The organism is Trichocoleus sp. FACHB-591 (assembly GCF_014695845.1).
Classification (GTDB): domain Bacteria; phylum Cyanobacteriota; class Cyanobacteriia; order FACHB-46; family FACHB-46; genus Trichocoleus.
The window spans coordinates 41,493-59,987 of record NZ_JACJPA010000105.1; the positions used below are offsets into that span (position 1 = coordinate 41,493).

Below are 18,495 nucleotides of genomic sequence, written 5' to 3' on the forward strand. Positions count from 1 at the left end.
GGTTTCCACACAGTATGAAAGCAGTTTTAGTTGCCACGATTGGTACTCGAGATCTCATGTTTCAAGTCGTATCCGGCGAGTGGTATAACGTCGGAGATGATCAGATGCGTAACGATATTATTGGTGAACAGGCTGAAGTTCTGGCTGACTTAAGCTTAGAACCCATGAGTTATCGGGGCTTAACCCAAGTCCTATTTGAGCAACTTGACAACTGCCGCGATCGCCTCAAGCCAGTCATTCTCGGTAAGTTATTGCAAGAACAAGCGTCGGAAATTGAGCGCGTTTACCTGATCGGTACTAACCAAAGCTCCAACGTTCGAGAACGAGAAAAGGATACGATCTATGCCTGCGAACTGATCAAAGATTGGCTGGCCTGCCAATATCAAATTCCCGCAGAGATTATCAGTCTAGGCAGCGATGGCATCAACCCTGCCAATTTTGAGCAAATGTTTGGCTGGTGGCGGCGAGTTTGGCAAGAACAAATCCAAGTTCAACCTCAGCAACCGATTTGGCTGTGTCTCAAAGGAGGCGTAGGCCAAACTTCAGAAGCTTCCCGAATTTCAAGCTTGAGCTTGTATGGCGATCGCATCCGTTTTTTTGAATTTGCCCAAAACCGACAGGCAAATCGGAGTGGTATACCATCAGACTATTCGGGTCCTTTTTTAGGAACCAATTATCTTTGGGATCGCACACAACAGCAAGCTTTACAGCTTTTAGAGCGCTATGACTACGCAGGTATATGGGATTTATTGAATCCATATTTTACGCAAGACTCTACAGGTTTTGGTGCAACACCCACCTTAGTTAAAGCTGGAATTGCTTGGAACCAAGGAGAATTTAAGACGTTTTTCCAGTTAGCCAAGGCGATTTTGACCGTACCTGAACAAAGACAGGAGTTAAGTTGGTGGTGGATCGCCTATGAGCAAGCTCAATTAGCGGTAATTCGGTTACAACAGAATCACACTGCCGAAGCAATGCTCCATAGTTTTCGGGCTGTAGAAGGAATCTTGTGGGAGTGGGCGATCGCGACGTTCCCAGAAGTACAACATCGCCCTGATCAATACCCATTGTTGTTGCCATCTATTAAGCAGAGGTATCCTAAACTCGCAAATGACTATGACAGTCAGCAAGCACGCACCTCTAGTGTCGAGTTGAGAGGCATGATGCTTCGAAATTTGCTGGAACTCGCAATTCCTCAAACTGCCTATAGCCAGGACTTCAAAGCTTTCTGGGAAACAGCGCGACACAAACGAAATATGCTCTCTCACCGTCTTGGCGGACTTCCAGAAAAAGATGTGTTAACAGCCTGGGGTAGAGATATTAATAAACCAGAGCAATGGGAAATCAGAATTCTCAATTGTCTGAATTTGGTTACAGGCAAATCCTTTAAGTCACTCACTCAAGCTAGTCTTCTTGCGAAGGTGCATCTGCAAGTGAAACAGGCAATCGCCTCCTACCAGCCCTAAACTTTCAAATAGAGAACCCTCCTATGTATTTCTCCCCTCGTGCGGCTCAAGTACGGAACACTTCTGTAGCAGCTGTTAACGGCGCAATCACGTTGGTGATTTTGCTGATTGCACCACTGGGCTTGGCTGTTGTGATTATCAACACTCTCCTCGTTACAGTTGCGACTTATACCACAGCAATAGTTGCCGATCGCGTCGTTTATTTCTTGCAGCCAGAAAGACAACAAGCAGAGTTGATCAGTCAACCAAGCCAAAGCTCACCTATGCAGCCAGCCAATCTGAGTGATATCAACCGAATCTGATGCGATCGCTCTATATTTCTCAGCAGGGCTGTTATGTCAGCTTACGGCAAGAATTTGCCGTCATTAAGCAAGGCCAAACTGTTTTAGACGAGGTGCAGCTACCTCTCTTAGAGCAAATCCTTATTTTTGGTAAGTCTCAAGTTACAACTCAATTGATTCGAGCTTGTCTGCAACGAGACATCCCGATCGCTTATCTGTCGCGGATGGGCTATTGCTATGGTCGAATGCTGCCAATCGGCAGGGGGTATCGCCAACTTTCACGTTACCAACAGCAAATGCTAGCGGTGGAGCGATTAGTGATTGCTCGACAGATTATCTGGGCGAAGTTGCGTAATAGCCGAGTCATTCTCCTACGACAGCAACGGCGACGAGAATGCATCACGATTGCAACTGCCATTCAGAACCTAGAGTACCTTGCTGAACAAGCGGCTCAAGCGGAATCGGTTGAACGGTTGATGGGGATGGAAGGGGCTGGAGCTGCTGCTTATTTCTCCGCTTTTGGAGAGTGTTTGACTCAAGCAGGTTTCGTATTTTTAGGACGATCACGGCGACCCCCAGGCAATCCAGTCAATGCCATGCTCAGCTTTGGCTACCAAGTTCTATGGAATCACTTACTGGCACTCATTGAGCTGCAAGGTTTAGATCCTTATCAGGCTTGCCTTCATCAGGGTTCCGAGCGTCATGCTGCTTTAGCATCCGATTTAGTGGAAGAGTTCCGCGCCCCAATCGTGGACTCATTAACGCTGTATTTGGTCAATCGAGGGGTAGTGAATGCCGACCAAGATTTTGAGTATCACGAAGGGGGCTGCTACTTAAATGACACTGGTCGCAAGAAATATCTACGAGCCTTTTTGCAACGAATGGAGGAAGCGCTTCAAACGGATAATGGTGAGCAACCTCGTTGGGATACACTCACTCAGCAGGTGAAGGTCTACAAGCAGTGTGTATATGCACCAAGTACCATTTACCAACCTTACCTGATCCGCTAGAGCGCTTATGCTGCTTTACCTCGTCACCTATGATATTTCCTGTGACAAGCGGCGCAAGAAGGTGTCAGATTTGTTGGAGGGGTATGGGCGACGTGTACAATACAGCGTTTTTGAGTGCGTATTAGCTAAAAGCAAGTACGATGAACTCCGCCAGCGCTTGAAGCAGCGAGTCAACTTAACAGAAGATAGTGTCAGGTTTTACCCTTTGTCAGGGCATACAGTGTCGCAAGTGGAAATTTGGGGTGAACCTCCTGTGACCTCAGTACCGGGCTCGGTGATTGTTTAGCTGTGCGAGGGATCGGAAAAATGTCTCAAATGGCGCAAGCTCATAAAAACCCTCGATGCTACGCCTGTCAAGAAGTTCAGGCTTCTCAAGGTTGGGGTATTGGTGTTCAGACTCATCTAAATTTTGATCCCTCGCGATCGCCCGCTAGACAGCAAGCTAGCTATAGGTTTCAATAGGGGTAGGTCCCTACTCGCTAGGGAAATCAATTGAATGGAAACGCGAGTTACTGTCTCTACAACTTGGCTTCATTCATTGAGTCCCTACTCGCTAGGGAAATCAATTGAATGGAAACGTGCATTTCTTGAACTCTTATGCTCATACGGTGACATGACTCTTTGACAAGTCCCTACTCGCTAGGGAAATCAATTGAATGGAAACTCAATTTATCGAATCGCTCTCCTTCCGGATCTGCGACCGTGTCCCTACTCGCTAGGGAAATCAATTGAATGGAAACTGTGTTTCACGACGAAGCGACAGTTTGTCTGACCTTCGTTTAGCTCGTTTAGTCCCTACTCGCTAGGGAAATCAATTGAATGGAAACTGCGTGAAGGCATCACCATGTAATAGAACCACTGGTAGTGTCCCTACTCGCTAGGGAAATCAATTGAATGGAAACGTAGCGAAACAAAACTCATATTTCAACTCCTCTAAAGTCCCTACTCGCTAGGGAAATCAATTGAATGGAAACTAGAGCGGACCTGTCCATCCAGATATTCCTCTTCTGGCCGCTGCATGAACGTAAACAGGCTAATAGTCCCTACTCGCTAGGGAAATCAATTGAATGGAAACTGGCCTATCCGTTAAACCGTACCATTGTCCTCTATATAAGAGTCCCTACTCGCTAGGGAAATCAATTGAATGGAAACCCAAGATCGATAAATTCAGGATCGCCTAGTTCTTTATATCGTCCCTACTCGCTAGGGAAATCAATTGAATGGAAACGGCTGGTTGCCATAGAGATCGCCTGCCCACTCTGAGTCCCTACTCGCTAGGGAAATCAATTGAATGGAAACAAAATTCATACTCATAGCCATCAATCCAAATGCGATCGCCAGGTTTGTCCCTACTCGCTAGGGAAATCAATTGAATGGAAACTCAACGCCTCTGCCAGTAACGCATCAAAGCGATCGCTGGTCCCTACTCGCTAGGGAAATCAATTGAATGGAAACCGAATACATGTCGCTGCCAGCGGGGAATTCTTGGGTGCAGTCCCTACTCGCTAGGGAAATCAATTGAATGGAAACGACTCTGACTCAATGCCGTTGGATAGCTTAGGCATTGGACAGTACCCCGTCCCTACTCGCTAGGGAAATCAATTGAATGGAAACTTGCCTTTTTAGCTCTGCGCCTACTACGCCATAATGCCGAGGGTCCCTACTCGCTAGGGAAATCAATTGAATGGAAACTCGATTTCTGGCTGAGGTGGTCGGTTCCTGTGTTCCTCAGAGCTTACGGCCCGTGATTTGAACTTCCCATCCCTGCTTCTGTAGTAACAGTCGCTTTTGTTCAACTTCCTGGAGCAGCAGGGCGGCAGCCATCTCGGATAGACAAGCTTCGAGCACGACAGCTGCAGCCTCAGCCCAGGCCGGTAGCGTCTTTGTGTTCATCGAAAGATAATCCCAGTGAGCCAGAATAAAAGCACTCAGCGGCAACACCAACCAGTGATATAGACCCACCCAGGCTGGTTAACCAAAGCGATGCAACCCAAAGCGGTGTTTCGCTGTCTTGAACCAGCCTTCGATCTGCCAACGATGCCGCCCATCGTGCTGGCTTTGAGAGGCTTGGTGGAGAGCACATAGCGCTTCAAGCGTGGCTTGCCCTTTTCACGCTTGAGGTAGAACCAAGCTACTATGACCAGGAAATCGAGCCCTTGGAGTCGGACCTGTTGACCTGGCTTATGCAGATGGAACAGTTGCCGCCCATCCTGGAGGAGACGGTCATAGCGCACGCCTGTGATGGCATGGAGTTTCAGCTTCCGCAGGCCTTTGAGGAAGTCCACACTGCCAAAGGCCGTATCAGCAAGCACGACTAGCCTGAAGGCTTGGCGCAACCAGCGGGGAAACTGGCGCACGAGATGCAGGCCCAAGTGAGCAGGGGAAATACTGCCCTTGCCCCGATACACTCGAAAGCTCCAAGGAATGCGCTAAGGTCCGATGACGAGATACAGAACCACGAGATGCACGCCGCGTTTGCCGTTGAAGACAGAGATTAGCTGCTCAAAGGCTTTGAACTTGCCGCGTTTCTCCAACGTCGTCAAATCCACAATCACTTGCAGATGCGGTCGGCGGCCTCGGGGACGATACTGCTGGAGTTGTTGACGCACGGCTTCCCGCAGGCGACGAATTACGTCACGCACTGACCAGGTATAGACGTTGAGGAAGCGGCTGAGGGCGCTGGGGGATTTGAGGGGACTGTGCTCTGGCAGGGGAGTGCCCTGGGCTCTAAGAAACAACTCCAACAAAGCTTGCAGACTTTGACGCTGGTAGGGACTCGGCATCCCGTCGAGCAAGTGATAGATTAGTGCTTGGGCATGGGCAAGAATATCCATGTTTCTTGCAATCTATTGGTTTCACGCCCTTTTCTCCCATCTTTCGAAGCTTGGTGCAAGATGTGAGCCTTTAAGGAACGGAATACCGTTCGTGAGGGATAGAAGAAACATAACGGTCAGTCATGCCTCCTTGTTCTACAGTTGAGACAATGCTCTGACACTCAAGACCGATTTTACACTGGTGCGATGTGCCCGTATGTGAGCCTGGTTCTGGATGGTCGTGCTGAAGACATTGGTGAAGTGAACCTCACTATCCCGTTTAGGAGACTGCATGCACAGCGCCATCTAGGTCGGAGCAGGTTAGCTAACATTCCACTAAGGAGTGGGGGATGAACGAACCCAAGCGTGAGTTAGCGGTGATGAACCCGGATGCTGCGGGAATCGACCTCGGTGCAGAACATCACTGGGTGAGTGTGCCTGAAGAGCGCGCCTCCCCGTGCGTGCGTCGCTTTGGCTGCTTTACGACTGAGCTCTATGCAATGGCAAAATGGCTGCATGAATGTGGCATCAAAACGGTCGCGATGGAAGCTACTGGCGTCTACTGGGTTCCGGTATTCCAAATTCTGGAGACCCAAGGCTTTGAAGTCAAGCTGGTCAATGCCCGTCACGTCAAGACAGTCCCAGGTCGTAAAAGTGATGTGCTCGACTGTCAATGGTTGCGTCAGTTGCACAGCTATGGGTTGCTGGCAGGCTCCTTCCGTCCAGATGACCAAGTCTGTGTTCTGCGCAGCTACATTCGGCAACGGGACACGCTGATTAAGAGTGCGAGCGCTCATATCCAGCGAATGCAAAAAGCGCTGACTCAGATGAATGTGCAACTGCACCGTGTCATCAGCGACATCAGTGGACGACTGGACTGGCAATTATTCGGGCCATCGTTGCGGGAGAGCGGGACTTGCACAAGTTGGCAGCACTCAAAGACTTCCGCATTCGGGCAAGTCGCGAGGACATTGCGGCTGCCCTAACAGGCGACTATCGAGCGGAACTGGTGTTTGTGCTGCAACAAGAACTGCATCTCTACGAGGTCTATCAGGCCCAGATCGCGGCTTGCGATGTCCAGATTGAGCAGTGCTTGAACCAGTTCGCCGACCGCATCGATCCCAAGACAACCCCGATGCCCCCATCCAAGCGGCGAGGCAAAAAGCAACTGGGCAACACCCCCAGCTTCGACTTGCGAACCCATTTGTACCGCATCAGTCGAGTAGACTTCACCCAAATTGATGGCTTTGGTGTGTTAACGGTGCTGACGTTGCTCTCTGAGTTGGGCTTAGACCCGTCTCGATTCCCATCTGCCCAACATTTTGCCTCTTGGTTAGGGTTGTGTCCAGGGAGTCGAATTACAGGCGGGAAGCGCAAAAGCTCCCAGACCCGGCAAGTGACCAATCGGGTAGCGACAGCGCTGCGCATGGCGGCCCAAACCCTGGTGCGCTCTCACTCGGCTTTAGGCAGTTTCTATCGTCGCCTGCAAGCACGTCTGGGTGCTCCCAAGTCCATTACCGCAACCGCTCACAAACTAGCCCGCATCTTCTACCACCTCTGGAAATCAGGTGGTTGCTATGTGGACCCCGGTATGGATGTTTATGAGCAGCAACATCGAGAACGAGTGGTGAAGAACCTCAAGAAAAAAGCGCTGGCACTTGGGTTTGACCTACTCCCTTACCCCTCCACCCCAGAGTGTGTTTCTTAGGAGTAGGGGAAGTACTGCCCTTGCCTCGATAAACCCGGAAGCTCCAAGGAATGCGTTAAGGCCCAACCACTATATACAGCACCACTAGATGCACGCCCCGATTGCCGTGGAGGACAGGGACTAGCTGCTCAAAGGCTTTGAACTTGCCGCGTTTCTCAAGTGTCCTAACGTTGGAACTTACAACTAAGTAAGCGACCGCCTGCTCCACTTGGTCAACTGATGCCGCTAGGTACTCTTGCAGTGTTATCAAACTTTTGTACCCCGATGCTTCATCAGTTGACCAAGTTATTTATCAAGAATAATGTCAGCTTTCCTGATTGGTAATTGACTTGACCCACCTCCTTTAAGCAGATCAAGGTGTAGACGACGCTGATAGAACCAAGGAATTAAGTAAAACTTATCGATTGACGACAGAATCAGGGTTTCAGCCATTGTCGGAAGGAAGCGATCGATAAGCTGGGATTAACTGCTCTTTCCCCTTTAGATGTAACAACGGAGTATCAATGCTTGGGTCGATTTACCCAAAGAAATTAAAGTTAGTTCAGATAATTGTTGAGGCGGCTGAAGTGAAGGTAGACGGTCACGGCCAAGCTAAGGTTTTAACTTCCTACGAAATTGCAAAATTGTTTGAGGCGTTTGAGAGCGATCGCGATCGTGCCCTCTTTGGCATCTGCCTCTACACAGGCTGCCGCATCAGTGAAGCTTGCTCGATGCTCACGACAGATGGCTATGACGCATCCGGAGCCAGAATGAAGATTACCCTGCGTAAGGCCAACACCAAGGGCAAGCAGGAGACACGGCAAATTCCAGTGAACCCGGTTCTCAAGGGATACCTGGAGACCTATCGGGTGGGAGTAGGTAAACAGTACCTCTTTCCAGGACGGCACGGGCGCGGGCACATCAACCCAAAGTCAGCCGATGAGATTCTTAGGGAGACGTGCGATCGCCTGGGGCTGGTAGGGGTTAGTACGCACAGTCTCAGAAGAACTGCTCTGACCCAGATGAGTAGTGCAGGAATACCGCTGCGGGTGATTCAGGAGATATCTGGACATCGCAGCTTGCAGGCACTTCAGAGATATTTGGATGTGTCGGAACTGCAACTGGAAGGGGCGATCGCGGCTTTGAGTTTTTGAGGTATGGTCGGTTGCTAGTGAGTTGCCTGGTTTCAGAGTGATACATAGAAATGTTCTGTCCACTGTCCGAACTAGATAGTTAAGTCGAAATTTTTAACCTAATAAGTTACGCTACTTCGTCTCTTGATGAGATCAGTAGGTTCAAGATCTTCAAATTAAATTGCTAGAATCTTTAAAGAAAGAGGCTGCTGTACTACGCCATATTCCATATAGTTATTTTCCCTTTTCGAAGAGGAATCTATGAAGAATTCAGACCGCTTTCTTAGAGCATTTTCTTCCATCGAGCGGTTTCTTCGCTTAAAAGTAAACTCGGATAGTTATCACACTTTCTACCAATTAGTCGATAAGACTTCAACATCGAGTGCAGTAATTAAATCTTTTAAGAATGATCTTAAAGAATATGCAGATCTAAGAAATGCAATTGTACATGAGCGCTCTGACGAGCACACTATTGCCGAGCCAAACGATAGAGCAGTGGAAGATATTGAGAAGATTGCATCTGCGATCACCAATCCACCCAGAGTTATACCTAAATTTCAAACGAGTGTTACTTCATTAAAACAAAAGGCTTCGATTGGGGATGCAGTCAGGTTAATGCTCGAACATTCGTTTTCTCAAATACCAATTTTTGATAATGATGTCTTCTCTGAATTACTTACAGCAAATACAATCACACGTTGGCTTGGAGTAAGTGTTTTAGAGGACATATTCAGTCTTAAAGAAACTCAAATTGAAAAAGTATTAGAGTTTACTGAGTATCGGGAGAATCATAAGTTTATTGGCCGTAATACCACTATATTTGAAGTTTTAGAAGATTTTCAACTTTTTGGAGAGCGAGGCAGAAAACTAGATGCTTTGTTAATTACTGATAGTGGTAAACAGACAGAGAAAATAATTGGTATTATTACTGTGTCTGATTTGCCCACAATTCTTCAACTGATAAATTAATTTTTTCATTAAATGTTAGTGGCTTCAAGGTGGAGAAACTGCAATGAAACGCCACACAGCCGTTAATCTTGCAACGGCGCTTTTTTCCTTTACCCCACCATGCTGTGACCCCATCAGTTAGTCCTAGCGGATAGCGATACCATTTTTCACTAGGATTAAATTGAGCAAATTGCCCCACAGAGCTGAGAGGTATGAAAGGGTGTGATCAAATAAAGAGATCGCGCCTTGTTCAGCTCCGAGTAACTTGAGGTTGTGAAATTCATAGACTCTTTGCAGCATCTTTACCCCTACCCTACCTAACCCAACAATGGACAAGTCATCCTGAAGGGCGTATCTTCTCTTACCAGCAATTCCTTAGATAAAAATAGCCGCGATCGCAATTAGTGCAGTGATGCTTACAACGCCACTGCCTGCTCAATCTATGTCTGTCACTCGTGAGGTAGTCTGCTATCACTTCAAAGGCTCTACGCTCAAGCTTCGAGACATTTGTAAGCTACAAGACTTCGATACCAGTTCCAGTCTTACTTGGTCAGATGGAATTAGAACCCGAATCAACTGGGTTGCGCGAGACTCAGAAACGCCGACTTTGGACGGCTTGCCTGCAAGGGAATACAAGCGAGACTCAAAAACCCTGAGGGTTAAAGAAGACTCACGTAATACCAAGTCTGTTAGATGCTTGCAGATACTGGAGTTCAATAGTTCTGTTTGTTGGTCTAACTGAGGCTGCGATCGCACCCTACCTCCGTCAGTTCACTAACGAGGTCACCACTATTAGAACCTTGCTTAATAAAGCTTTGAGGTGGAAGTGCTGGCGTGCAGGCGCGGCCCTAGTCTTTAAAGAAACAACCTCTTCAAGAGTTATGTGCGCTCAATAGCGGATCTGATTTTGGTCTTTAGTCTCTAGTCATGGGAATTCTAGTTTGAGTAATTTTTTAGACACAATTGGAGGCGAGAAATGAAGCGTTTTGCATGGTTTGGGCTAGCGATCGGGCTACTGCCTGCTTTTGTTAGAACGTCGGCACAGGCCAAGATGTTGCCATTAGGACGTGCCTTCCACTGGAGCCGTGATCACCATCGATACAGATTCCATCCCCCGTGTCAGTCACCGCTCAGCTAGTTCAGGCACTATATTTACTTACTATCTAGGAAATGAGCGAATTGATGCTGAAGCAGTTTGCAGCAGAGGGTTTTGGACCGTTGACGGGCAGCAGTATAAACCTCAATCCCAGGCAACTCGTAATATGTTGAGAATGGCTTGTTCTTTGCGGTTTGAACCCACTGAGGATATGGGAACGGTTTTGGTGTTTGATCCACCCTCTAACGTTCGGGTTCAGCCCAATGGTGCGGTTAAATACGCTTTAGATATAACTGCTATTAGTGTTTATGCCGAACCGCGTGGCGACTGGTATAGCACAACTGTTTGTGGCGGGGGATGGATACACAAGAGCTAATTTCGTCCTTTTCGCTAGTTAGGGGCGTTAGGCACATTGAGCCGAGATACGTGTAATTCCTTGTCATCACATCGCCTTGAAACGCAGTCTAAGCCAATACTCTGGCTTTTTGTCTTTAGCTGTAAAAGGATGTGAAGCCTCTCCAACAGAACCAAACTGTTTGCGAGATTTGGAAAAAACAAAACGATAAGCAAGTAAAGGTTGTGTTTGAGGTAGATCAGAAAGTGAAAAACGATGCATCGAAGCCCAAAAAACTAAGACAAGAAAATCTTGAGAAGAGCAATCAGTTTCTGGAGCTTTATAAACAAGGACTCAACAGACAACAAATAGGTGATAAATACGGGATTAGTAGAGAGAGAGTGAGACAAATTCTCAATTCTAATCCTGCATTTCATGAGTATTTGAAAGAGCAAGAAAAAGCAGAAGCGGCGGCTGAGCAAAAAAAGGAGGAACGCGCTAAACAAGAACTTTATTCAAGAAGTCTAGCAGCACTCTATCCAGAACGAGCCTCAGAATTATGGGATTATGAGAAAAATGGAGATCTCAAGCCTGAAAATGTTCCTGCCGGGACCACACAGCAGTATGTATGGTTCAAGTGCCCTCACGATGGATATTCCTGGAAGAAAAAGCCTTCTGAAATAGCAAAGCAGAGTTGGGATAGAAATGGAACTAGTGGATGTCCGATGTGTGCAGGTAAGAAGAAAAAGGCTGAAAAGCAGCCTGTTCTTACAGAAGTTTATCCAGAATTCATTGAAGAACACTGGAATTACAAAAAAAATAACGAACTTAACCTAGACCCAGAGAAATTGACTCTTGCAAGTAATAAGAAAGTATGGTTCAAGTGCCCTCAAGATGGGAATGAATGGCAAGCAAGCATTGTCTCAACGATCACTCAGCAGTGGTCAAAGGGCAATACTGGTTGCCGAGTCTGTAATGGTACTGCTGAGCGTAAACGAGGTAAATGGCAGCGTCGAGACTCAGTAGCAGTTGAATTTCCTGAAGAGGTTGCTAAGTATTGGTGTTATGAAGTTAATAATAAATTAGAACTTGATCCAATAAAGTTAACCATTGGGTCGGGCAAAGAAGCTTCCTTTAAATGTCCTATTGATGATCATGAGTGGGTAGCAAAAATTGCGACAATCGCAAAACATTCTTGGAAAAAAGGAAATAGTGGTTGTCCAGCGTGTAGAGGATTAATTGCTACTGAAACTACATCATTGCTGACTCTCTATCCTGAGTATGTATCTCAGTATTGGGATTACGAAAAGAATAATAAGCTAGATGTATTCCCTGATAAGGTGACTAGAGGCTCTCAGCAAGAAGCATGGTTTAAGTGTCCACATGACGAATATGAGTGGAAAGCTAGAGTAGGCACCATTACTAGGAGATCATGGAACTTAGGCAATAATGGCTGTGCTCGCTGTTTTGGCTGGAATTTAGAAGCTATTCGTCAGTTTGTTGCCAGTTTAGAATCTCATATTCCTAATCTGACGCAGGCTGAATTATATAAGATTTTCGAACAATCGGGGATCTTAGATACAAAAAATATCGAAGCACTCAAGCTCGTCAAAGATATTATTCGAAGCAAGCTAACAGGACAAAAACTTCGAGATGTAATTCAAGGCAAGGAATCCAAAACTTCAGGAACTGAAACTGATTCAATTGACGTTCTTAAAGCTGATACTGAACTACAGATTGTTGATGCTTCTCCATCATTAGATATATCTGACATACCTCAATCTTTTGAAGCAAACAGTGATTCTCAAGGTGAGCTTGATGAAGCTAGCAAATTACCAAAAATAAAAGTACAGAAAAGTCTGGAGTTTTTGAGTAGCAAGATTGTTGCTTCAGCCGATCAGGAGGCGGTTGATTTCTTTATTGCTTCGAGGCGCAATCGGATTTGGGCAGAAGTTTTTGAGGATGAATCTGCTGTCGAAGCAATTGAAGCGTTTACGGATGAGGGCTACGGTCGGCAGGTGAGAGATCAGTTCCTTGAAGAATACAACCAAGCGCGAGATATGGCAATTCCATCAGGTTGGGCATTTCGAGTTGATGGCAAAATTACACCCCCCAACTTGATGCAAAAGCTAGCTTCGGTAAGGCTACGGAGTCAGCGGCGAATGTTAAACCTCTCGTTGACAGGTACAGGTAAAACAATTGGTGGTATCCTTAGTAGCCGCATCATTGATGCCCATCTTACAATCATTATCTGCCCATTAGATACGGTGACAAACTGGCATGGAGAAATTAAGCAAGTTTTTCCAGATAGCCAAGTAACCATAAAAAACTTCAGTCCTCATTGGACGGATATTGAGGGAGGACATCACTACATTCTCCTGCATCACGAGATGTTCCAGCAACCCTCAACCTCTGCTCACATTCGGCAGCTCCTAGAACGCTATCAAATCGACTTCATCATTGTGGATGAAATTCATCGTTGCAAACAACGGAGCGATGATCCCTCTAAACGTCGACAGATGGTGCTTGCTCTGATCACCAACGCAGCAGAGAAGAACCCTGATCTTCATGTCCTTGGAATGAGTGCAACTCCGGTGATTAACAACCTAAAAGAGGGTAAAAGCCTGGTTGAATTAGTAACAGGCATAGAACGATCTGACTTGGGTGAGAAAGCCACGCTTAACAATTGTATGCGTTTGCATCAGTCGTTTGTAACTCTGGGAATTCGCTCTAGAGTCAAGCCCAAAATCAACATCAAGAGAGTTACACTCCCAGTGGATTGCACTCACTTAGTAGATGAAATTTGGGAAGAGGGTACATCTATCTTAAAAATGGAGCAAATCCTTACTCGCGCTAGGATTCCAGCAATTCTCAAAGAACTTCGTCCAAAGACTGTTGTTTATACACATTATGTTGAAGGCATTGTTGATCAACTAAAAGAAGCAATTGAGGGGGAGGGCTGGACTGTTGGTTTTCACATGGGCGGAGATAAGAGTGGGCGTAACAATTTCATTGACGGTTCTATCGATATTCTGATTGCCAGTAGTGCTATGGCTACTGGTATTGACGGCTTTCAACGAGTCTGTGATCGCTTAATTCTGAATATCCCACCCTGGACGAGTGCCGAATTAGAGCAGTTAGAAGGACGATTAAATCGGCAGGGGCAAGTTCATGATACTCTCACAATCCTCATGCCTGTGACTTACAGTTTGAATGATGGAGAACGGTGGAGTTGGGATGAAGGGCGATTAGCGCGACTGCAAAATAAGCAGACGGTTGCTGATGCTGCGGTAGATGGCAAAATGCCTGAAGGTCAGCTACGCAGTGAATCTCAAGCATTTCGAGATTTGCGTAAATGGCTGGAACGTCTGAAGTCAGGTGAACAAAGAGCAGTTATTCACCCTAAAATTTTTGTCCCGCTTCCAAATGTTGATCCATTAGATGTTCGACGCCGTAATGTTCAATACGGTGACTTTAGTCGTATGAATGCTCGTTGGAGTAGTAGCTATAGCCACACCACTTACGAACGATTGCAAGGCAATCCAGAAGAGTGGATGCAATACCATACACTCTATCAAGAAGCTCGAAAAACTTGGTCAGTTATCCCTTACGAGGAGGCTATCAAATGGCTTCAAAAGCGCTCTGATTTAGTTGTGGCTGATTTTGGTTGCGGGGAAGCGTTGATAGCTAAAGCTCTTGTCGGCAAGCATACGATTCATAACTTTGATTTCATTGCTATCAATGATTCAGTCATTGAGTGTGATATGGCTCGTGTACCCTTAGAGGATAGCTGTCTGGACGTTGCGATGTTCAATTTGTCACTTATGGGTTTGAACATTACTGATTACATTCGTGAAGCATCCCGCACACTCAAACTTGATGGACAACTCTGGATTTACGAAGTAACGTCCCATATTAAAGATTTTCAAGGGTTTGTTAAAGGTCTTGAAACAGCTGGCTTTAAAATAATTGAAACTACTGAAGTCTGGAAGTTTCGATACATTCGAGCAATCAAATCAGAGGAGGTTGATATTTCTCAAATTAAGGTACACCTCTAGCAAACTGAGCAGCCTAATTAGGCTGCTCATGAAAAAGCGTAAACAACACTGATGTGAGAGACCTTGGTTGTGGTACCAAGATTACTTGCACTCCTTCAGTAGGAACGTTCCCCTTTGACACACTGCTGGGCCATAAGCTTGGCAATATTCTTTGCCTTCATCCCTAACAGAGCAAGGCATAATGCACGCGATCGCGTTACCTTCCCTGCCACAATCGGGAACTCTAAACCTGCCTCCTCCCGGTGAAAGCATGAATCGAGTTTTGGTATTGGCAGCGGCGATCGCCCTCATTTCTCCCACTCCACTTCTGGCACAAACAAATCAAGCTGGTACTGTCATTAGCACGGGAGATGGAGACACACTGCGCGTCCAGATGAACGGAAAGCCTGTCACTGTGAGGCTCGCCTGCATAGACGCGCCGGAGGCTAACCAAGCTGGAGGGAAGGAAGCAGCCACACGTCTCAGCCAATTCCTACCGAAAAATCAGAGTGTGCAGTTGAGAGTGGTAGGAATAGACCCTTACCGTCGCACTATAGCTGAGGTATTCAAAAACGGGCAGTCAGTGGATCTGCAAATGGTGCAGGAGGGGCGAGCCGTAGTTTATCGGCAGTACTTAAGCGATTGTGCTGCTACCAAGGATCGCTATCTCCAGGCCGAGGCAAAGGCCAAGCAACGAAAGCTAGCATTCTGGAGCCAAGCCAATCCGGTGATGCCGTGGGATTTCAGAGCAGGGAGGAGAGGCACTTCTGCCCCTGCAATTAATTGGCCTACCACTCCACAACCCGCTACTCAGACCTCTAACTGCTCCCCTGCTTACCCAGGTGTGTGCATTCCACCCGGACCACCCGATTTAGATTGTAAAGACATTTCAGAGCGACAGTTCACAGTGGTGGCACCCGACCCACATAGATTTGATGGAGATAAAGATGGGGTAGGATGTGAGAGTTAATCCCTTACGATGAAACACCTTGCTGCTTTGCTACCCCTCTTCGCGATCGCTGTTGTCATTGTTCCTATTTATCAACAGTGGCAGCGATCGCAATCTTCTCGACCCGATTATGACAATCCCAGCACCGATTGGAAAAAACCAGCCTTAACCAAAAGCCCTAGTGAGATGCCGAGTGAGCATTGGAATGTGGTGCCAGGAAGTGTTGAGGATGGCAATACTTTCCAGATGCAACAGCAGGGCCGAGTTGAAACAATTCGTTTGGCTTGCGTTAATGCGCCACAACTAGATCAACCTCTTGGAGTGAGAAGTCGAGATCACCTGCGATCGCTCCTTGCTCAGGCCGATAATCACGTCATTCTGACCATTGCTGACACCGATCGTCAGGGGAGAAAAGTGGCTGAGGTAAATGTTCCAACTCCGCGTTCTGACGAGGAGAAATTTATCCAATACGAAATGGTTGCGGCTGGCTGGGCTTACCCCTATGAGAAGTTTGCTGATCACTGTCCCAACTGGGATGTAGTGCAGCAGGGTATGAAAGAAGCGAAGCAAAACCAGCGAGGTGTTTGGGCAGCTACTCCAGCCGTTAAACATTGAGGCGATCGCCCATTCTATTTGGGGTGACTGACGAGAGTCGAACTCGCTAACATTGGTGTCACAAACCAGCCTCTCCACCTCTTCGGGTTCAGTCACAGTGGAGCCAAGGGGAGTCGAACCCCTAACCTTCCGCTTGCAAGGCGGATGCTCTAGCCAGTTGAGCTATGGTCCCAAGCTTGGCAGGAATGGCAGGAGTCGAACCTGCATGAAACTGTTTAGAAGACAGTTGCCTTATCCGTTAGGCGACACTCCCATTGTTGGTAGTCCTGATAGGATTTGAACCTACAACCCCTCGCTTGTAAGGCGCTTACTCTACCGTTGAGCTACAGGACTACGAGAGCGAATGGCGAGAGTCGAACTCGCATCTGGAGATTGGCATACTCCGGTGTTAGCCCTTACACCACATTCGCAAGATTCAAGATTGGAGCGAAAGACGAGACTCGAACTCGTGTCTCCTGGTTGGAAGCCAGGGATGCTAGCCACTGCACCACATTCGCATTCTGGAGCTGGTGACAGGAGTTGAACCTGCAACCTACTGTTTACAAGACAGTTGCTCTGCCGTTGAGCCACACCAGCATTGGGTGACGGGGGTGGGAATTGAACCCACTGATGTAAAGGTTATGAGCCTTTCGAGCCGACGTTGCTCCATCCCCGCATGCCCCTGACAGGAGTCGAACCTGTAACACACTTGGTTTAAGCAAGCGATGTCTACCGATTGCATCACAGAGGCATCTTTTGGTGGGCTGTATAGGGCTTGAACCTATGCGCTTCCGCTTAAGAGGCAGCTGCTCTACCGACTGAGCTAACAACCCGAATATTTGGTAGGTCGCCCAGGAGTTGAACCTGGATCTCTCCGCTTAAAAGGCGGCTGCATATCCGCTCTGCCTTTCTTCTATGCCCAAAGGGCTTTACGACCCACAAGAATTGGTACACCGAGCAAGACTCAAACTTGCTAATGACCCACTTATCGGGTGGGTGCGTCGATCACTTCCGCCTTCGATGCTTGGTACTCCCGGTGGGAATCGAACCCACAAAAACTAGATCCTCGGTCTAGAGCGTCTTCCCTTTCGCCACAGGAGCAAATGGTCGGGATGGTAGGATTTGAACCCACGACTCCTTGGCCCCAAACCAAGGCTTCTGACCACTGAATTACATCCCGATAGTTGGTACTGCTAGTGGGATTTGAACCCACAACCTCTGGTTTCTAAGACCAGCACCTCTTCCAGTTGGGCTACAGCAGCAAGTTGGTACTCCTGACAGGATTTGAACCTGCACATTGACTGGGTTTGAGACAGCCGCCTCTACCGATTGGGCCACAGGAGTGAGAGATGGAAGGGGCACAGAGGATTGACCCAGGCGACTGTTTACCTTCCAACTGCCCCGCTAGGATTCGAACCTAGAAACTTCGCTTTCAAAGAGCGAGATGTTGCCAGTTACACCACAGGGCAATGAATTGTGCGACCACGAGCGATTGCAGTTGGATGCAGGAGTTGGGGTCGAACCAACCTCTCCTTGATTCAGAGTCAAGGCGACTTGCCAATTGTCCATCCTGCAAAGAATGGCTGCCCCAGTAGGACTTGAACCTACAACCTTCCCGTTAACAGCGGGCCGCTCAGCCATTGAGCTATAGGGCAACGAGTGGGAAGTGACAGGATCGAACTGCCTTCTCGCCGTCTTCAGCGGCACGTGAGCACCAGCTTCACCAACTTCCCATGAGGCGGAGGATAGAGGAATCGAACCCCTAGTCAAGGACTACCCTGGTTTACCCTACAGGAAGCAAGCTACAAGACCAGTTGCCGACCACTTAGCGGTATCCTCCATAAGTGGCAAGAATGAAGAGAGTCGAACTCTCACTCTTCGGTTTCGTAGAGCGATGTGTTATCCAGTTACACCACGTTCTTATGAGGCGGAGAGCAGTGGACTCGAACCACAATTATTCATCCATCTGTTTAGCAAACAGTGCCGATCGCCTGATCGGTTTACTCTCCATGTGGCAGTGCAGACGGGACTTGAACCCGCTAGTCACACGCTTGAAAGACGTGCCGCTCGACCACTTCGCTTCTGCACCATTGATGCCGTGCAAGTTGAAAAAGCTGTTGTTGCACACACAGGATTTGAACCTGTAG

General features: G+C 47.5%; 13 protein-coding genes, 21 tRNA genes, 2 pseudogenes and 1 CRISPR repeat array. Of the genes and pseudogenes, 11 read left to right on the plus strand and 25 right to left on the minus strand.

Annotated elements, in window-relative coordinates; translation table 11 throughout:
- Window positions 1-14 precede the first annotated feature (14 nt).
- Genes H6F90_RS21715 through cas2 form a run of 4 tightly spaced genes read left to right on the plus strand, consistent with a single transcriptional unit; the run spans window position 15 to window position 3,043 of the window.
- The gene (locus tag H6F90_RS21715) at window positions 15-1,466 is read left to right on the plus strand and encodes a hypothetical protein (RefSeq protein ID WP_190554290.1); all 1,452 of its coding nucleotides are present in this window, start codon (window positions 15-17) and stop codon (window positions 1,464-1,466) included.
- 23 nt (window positions 1,467-1,489) lie between these two features.
- Window positions 1,490-1,768 carry a CRISPR-associated protein Csx18 gene (gene csx18, locus H6F90_RS21720; RefSeq protein WP_190554291.1) on the plus strand — a complete coding sequence of 93 codons (279 nt, stop codon included), beginning with the start codon at window positions 1,490-1,492 and terminating at the stop codon, window positions 1,766-1,768.
- Window positions 1,768-2,757: a CRISPR-associated endonuclease Cas1 gene (gene cas1 / locus H6F90_RS21725; protein ID WP_190554292.1), complete on the plus strand. Its 990-nt coding sequence runs from the start codon at window positions 1,768-1,770 to the stop codon at window positions 2,755-2,757. Before csx18 ends, cas1 begins: the two co-directional genes overlap by 1 nt.
- A gap of 7 nt (window positions 2,758-2,764) precedes the next feature.
- The gene (gene cas2 / locus H6F90_RS21730; RefSeq protein ID WP_190554293.1) at window positions 2,765-3,043 is read left to right on the plus strand and encodes a CRISPR-associated endonuclease Cas2; all 279 of its coding nucleotides are present in this window, start codon (window positions 2,765-2,767) and stop codon (window positions 3,041-3,043) included.
- Between the two features lie 182 nt (window positions 3,044-3,225).
- Window positions 3,226-4,449: a CRISPR direct-repeat array (repeat unit 36 nt; unit sequence GTCCCTACTCGCTAGGGAAATCAATTGAATGGAAAC).
- 36 nt (window positions 4,450-4,485) lie between these two features.
- Here cas2 and H6F90_RS30840 read toward each other — a convergent pair.
- The 3 genes from H6F90_RS30840 to H6F90_RS31620 are packed head-to-tail and all read right to left on the minus strand — an operon-like array spanning window position 4,486 to window position 5,591.
- Window positions 4,486-4,650: a hypothetical protein gene (locus H6F90_RS30840; protein ID WP_242024586.1), complete on the minus strand. Its 165-nt coding sequence runs from the start codon at window positions 4,648-4,650 to the stop codon at window positions 4,486-4,488.
- A gap of 35 nt (window positions 4,651-4,685) precedes the next feature.
- On the minus strand, window positions 4,686-5,165 hold the full coding sequence (locus H6F90_RS31615) for a hypothetical protein (RefSeq protein ID WP_370588069.1): 480 nt from the start codon (window positions 5,163-5,165) through the stop codon (window positions 4,686-4,688).
- 21 nt (window positions 5,166-5,186) lie between these two features.
- On the minus strand, window positions 5,187-5,591 hold the full coding sequence (locus H6F90_RS31620; RefSeq protein ID WP_370588070.1) for a hypothetical protein: 405 nt from the start codon (window positions 5,589-5,591) through the stop codon (window positions 5,187-5,189).
- A gap of 329 nt (window positions 5,592-5,920) precedes the next feature.
- On the opposite strand from H6F90_RS31620, the pseudogene H6F90_RS21740 reads away from it, so the two are divergent.
- Window positions 5,921-7,278, plus strand: a pseudogene (locus tag H6F90_RS21740) (IS110 family transposase).
- A gap of 58 nt (window positions 7,279-7,336) precedes the next feature.
- Here the strand turns inward: H6F90_RS21740 and H6F90_RS21745 are convergent.
- A pseudogene (locus tag H6F90_RS21745) lies at window positions 7,337-7,468 on the minus strand (IS701 family transposase); the annotation flags it as partial.
- A gap of 313 nt (window positions 7,469-7,781) precedes the next feature.
- Here H6F90_RS21745 and H6F90_RS21750 point away from each other — a divergent pair.
- The 6 genes from H6F90_RS21750 to H6F90_RS21775 all read left to right on the plus strand — a co-directional run bounded on the left by H6F90_RS21750 (window position 7,782) and on the right by H6F90_RS21775 (window position 16,369).
- Window positions 7,782-8,411, plus strand: a complete 630-nt coding sequence (locus H6F90_RS21750) for a site-specific integrase (RefSeq protein ID WP_199296095.1) — start codon at window positions 7,782-7,784, stop codon at window positions 8,409-8,411.
- Window positions 8,412-8,651: 240 nt separating this feature from the next.
- Complete coding sequence (locus tag H6F90_RS21755) at window positions 8,652-9,359, plus strand: CBS domain-containing protein (RefSeq protein ID WP_190554295.1); 708 nt, start codon at window positions 8,652-8,654, stop codon at window positions 9,357-9,359.
- 1,046 nt (window positions 9,360-10,405) lie between these two features.
- Complete coding sequence (locus H6F90_RS21760) at window positions 10,406-10,810, plus strand: hypothetical protein (protein ID WP_190554296.1); 405 nt, start codon at window positions 10,406-10,408, stop codon at window positions 10,808-10,810.
- A 131-nt stretch (window positions 10,811-10,941) separates the two neighbouring features.
- Window positions 10,942-14,826, plus strand: a complete 3,885-nt coding sequence (locus H6F90_RS21765; protein WP_190554297.1) for a zinc-ribbon domain-containing protein — start codon at window positions 10,942-10,944, stop codon at window positions 14,824-14,826.
- A gap of 151 nt (window positions 14,827-14,977) precedes the next feature.
- Entirely contained in the window at window positions 14,978-15,775 is a 798-nt protein-coding gene (locus H6F90_RS21770; protein ID WP_242024581.1) for a thermonuclease family protein, read from the plus strand.
- 9 nt (window positions 15,776-15,784) lie between these two features.
- A complete protein-coding gene (locus H6F90_RS21775; RefSeq protein ID WP_190554298.1) occupies window positions 15,785-16,369 on the plus strand; it encodes a thermonuclease family protein in 585 nt (194 codons plus the stop codon).
- Between the two features lie 19 nt (window positions 16,370-16,388).
- On the opposite strand, the gene H6F90_RS21780 is transcribed toward H6F90_RS21775, so the two are convergent.
- The 21 genes from H6F90_RS21780 to H6F90_RS21880 form a co-directional block, all read right to left on the minus strand.
- Window positions 16,389-16,465, minus strand: a tRNA-His gene (locus tag H6F90_RS21780).
- A gap of 2 nt (window positions 16,466-16,467) precedes the next feature.
- Window positions 16,468-16,541 (minus strand) — tRNA-Ala (locus tag H6F90_RS21785).
- Between the two features lie 5 nt (window positions 16,542-16,546).
- Window positions 16,547-16,622: transfer RNA gene (locus tag H6F90_RS21790), tRNA-Arg, on the minus strand.
- A 5-nt stretch (window positions 16,623-16,627) separates the two neighbouring features.
- A tRNA-Val gene (locus tag H6F90_RS21795) sits at window positions 16,628-16,702 on the minus strand.
- A gap of 5 nt (window positions 16,703-16,707) precedes the next feature.
- Window positions 16,708-16,779 (minus strand) — tRNA-Gly (locus H6F90_RS21800).
- Window positions 16,780-16,791: 12 nt separating this feature from the next.
- Window positions 16,792-16,866, minus strand: a tRNA-Gly gene (locus H6F90_RS21805).
- A 4-nt stretch (window positions 16,867-16,870) separates the two neighbouring features.
- Window positions 16,871-16,945 (minus strand) — tRNA-Thr (locus tag H6F90_RS21810).
- Between the two features lie 2 nt (window positions 16,946-16,947).
- Window positions 16,948-17,025: transfer RNA gene (locus H6F90_RS21815), tRNA-Met, on the minus strand.
- Window positions 17,026-17,099: transfer RNA gene (locus tag H6F90_RS21820), tRNA-Leu, on the minus strand. It abuts the tRNA gene before it with no gap.
- Window positions 17,100-17,105: 6 nt separating this feature from the next.
- A tRNA-Lys gene (locus H6F90_RS21825) sits at window positions 17,106-17,181 on the minus strand.
- A 192-nt stretch (window positions 17,182-17,373) separates the two neighbouring features.
- A tRNA-Leu gene (locus H6F90_RS21830) sits at window positions 17,374-17,449 on the minus strand.
- Window positions 17,450-17,452: 3 nt separating this feature from the next.
- Window positions 17,453-17,528: transfer RNA gene (locus H6F90_RS21835), tRNA-Pro, on the minus strand.
- A gap of 5 nt (window positions 17,529-17,533) precedes the next feature.
- A tRNA-Leu gene (locus tag H6F90_RS21840) sits at window positions 17,534-17,610 on the minus strand.
- A 4-nt stretch (window positions 17,611-17,614) separates the two neighbouring features.
- Window positions 17,615-17,692 (minus strand) — tRNA-Leu (locus H6F90_RS21845).
- Window positions 17,693-17,744: 52 nt separating this feature from the next.
- Window positions 17,745-17,817, minus strand: a tRNA-Gln gene (locus H6F90_RS21850).
- 30 nt (window positions 17,818-17,847) lie between these two features.
- A tRNA-Gln gene (locus H6F90_RS21855) sits at window positions 17,848-17,923 on the minus strand.
- A 5-nt stretch (window positions 17,924-17,928) separates the two neighbouring features.
- Window positions 17,929-18,003, minus strand: a tRNA-Asn gene (locus H6F90_RS21860).
- A 5-nt stretch (window positions 18,004-18,008) separates the two neighbouring features.
- Window positions 18,009-18,081: transfer RNA gene (locus H6F90_RS21865), tRNA-Phe, on the minus strand.
- Window positions 18,082-18,087: 6 nt separating this feature from the next.
- Window positions 18,088-18,188 (minus strand) — tRNA-OTHER (locus H6F90_RS21870).
- Window positions 18,189-18,193: 5 nt separating this feature from the next.
- A tRNA-Arg gene (locus H6F90_RS21875) sits at window positions 18,194-18,270 on the minus strand.
- Window positions 18,271-18,360: 90 nt separating this feature from the next.
- A tRNA-Glu gene (locus H6F90_RS21880) sits at window positions 18,361-18,437 on the minus strand.
- Between the last annotated feature and the right edge of the window lie 58 nt (window positions 18,438-18,495).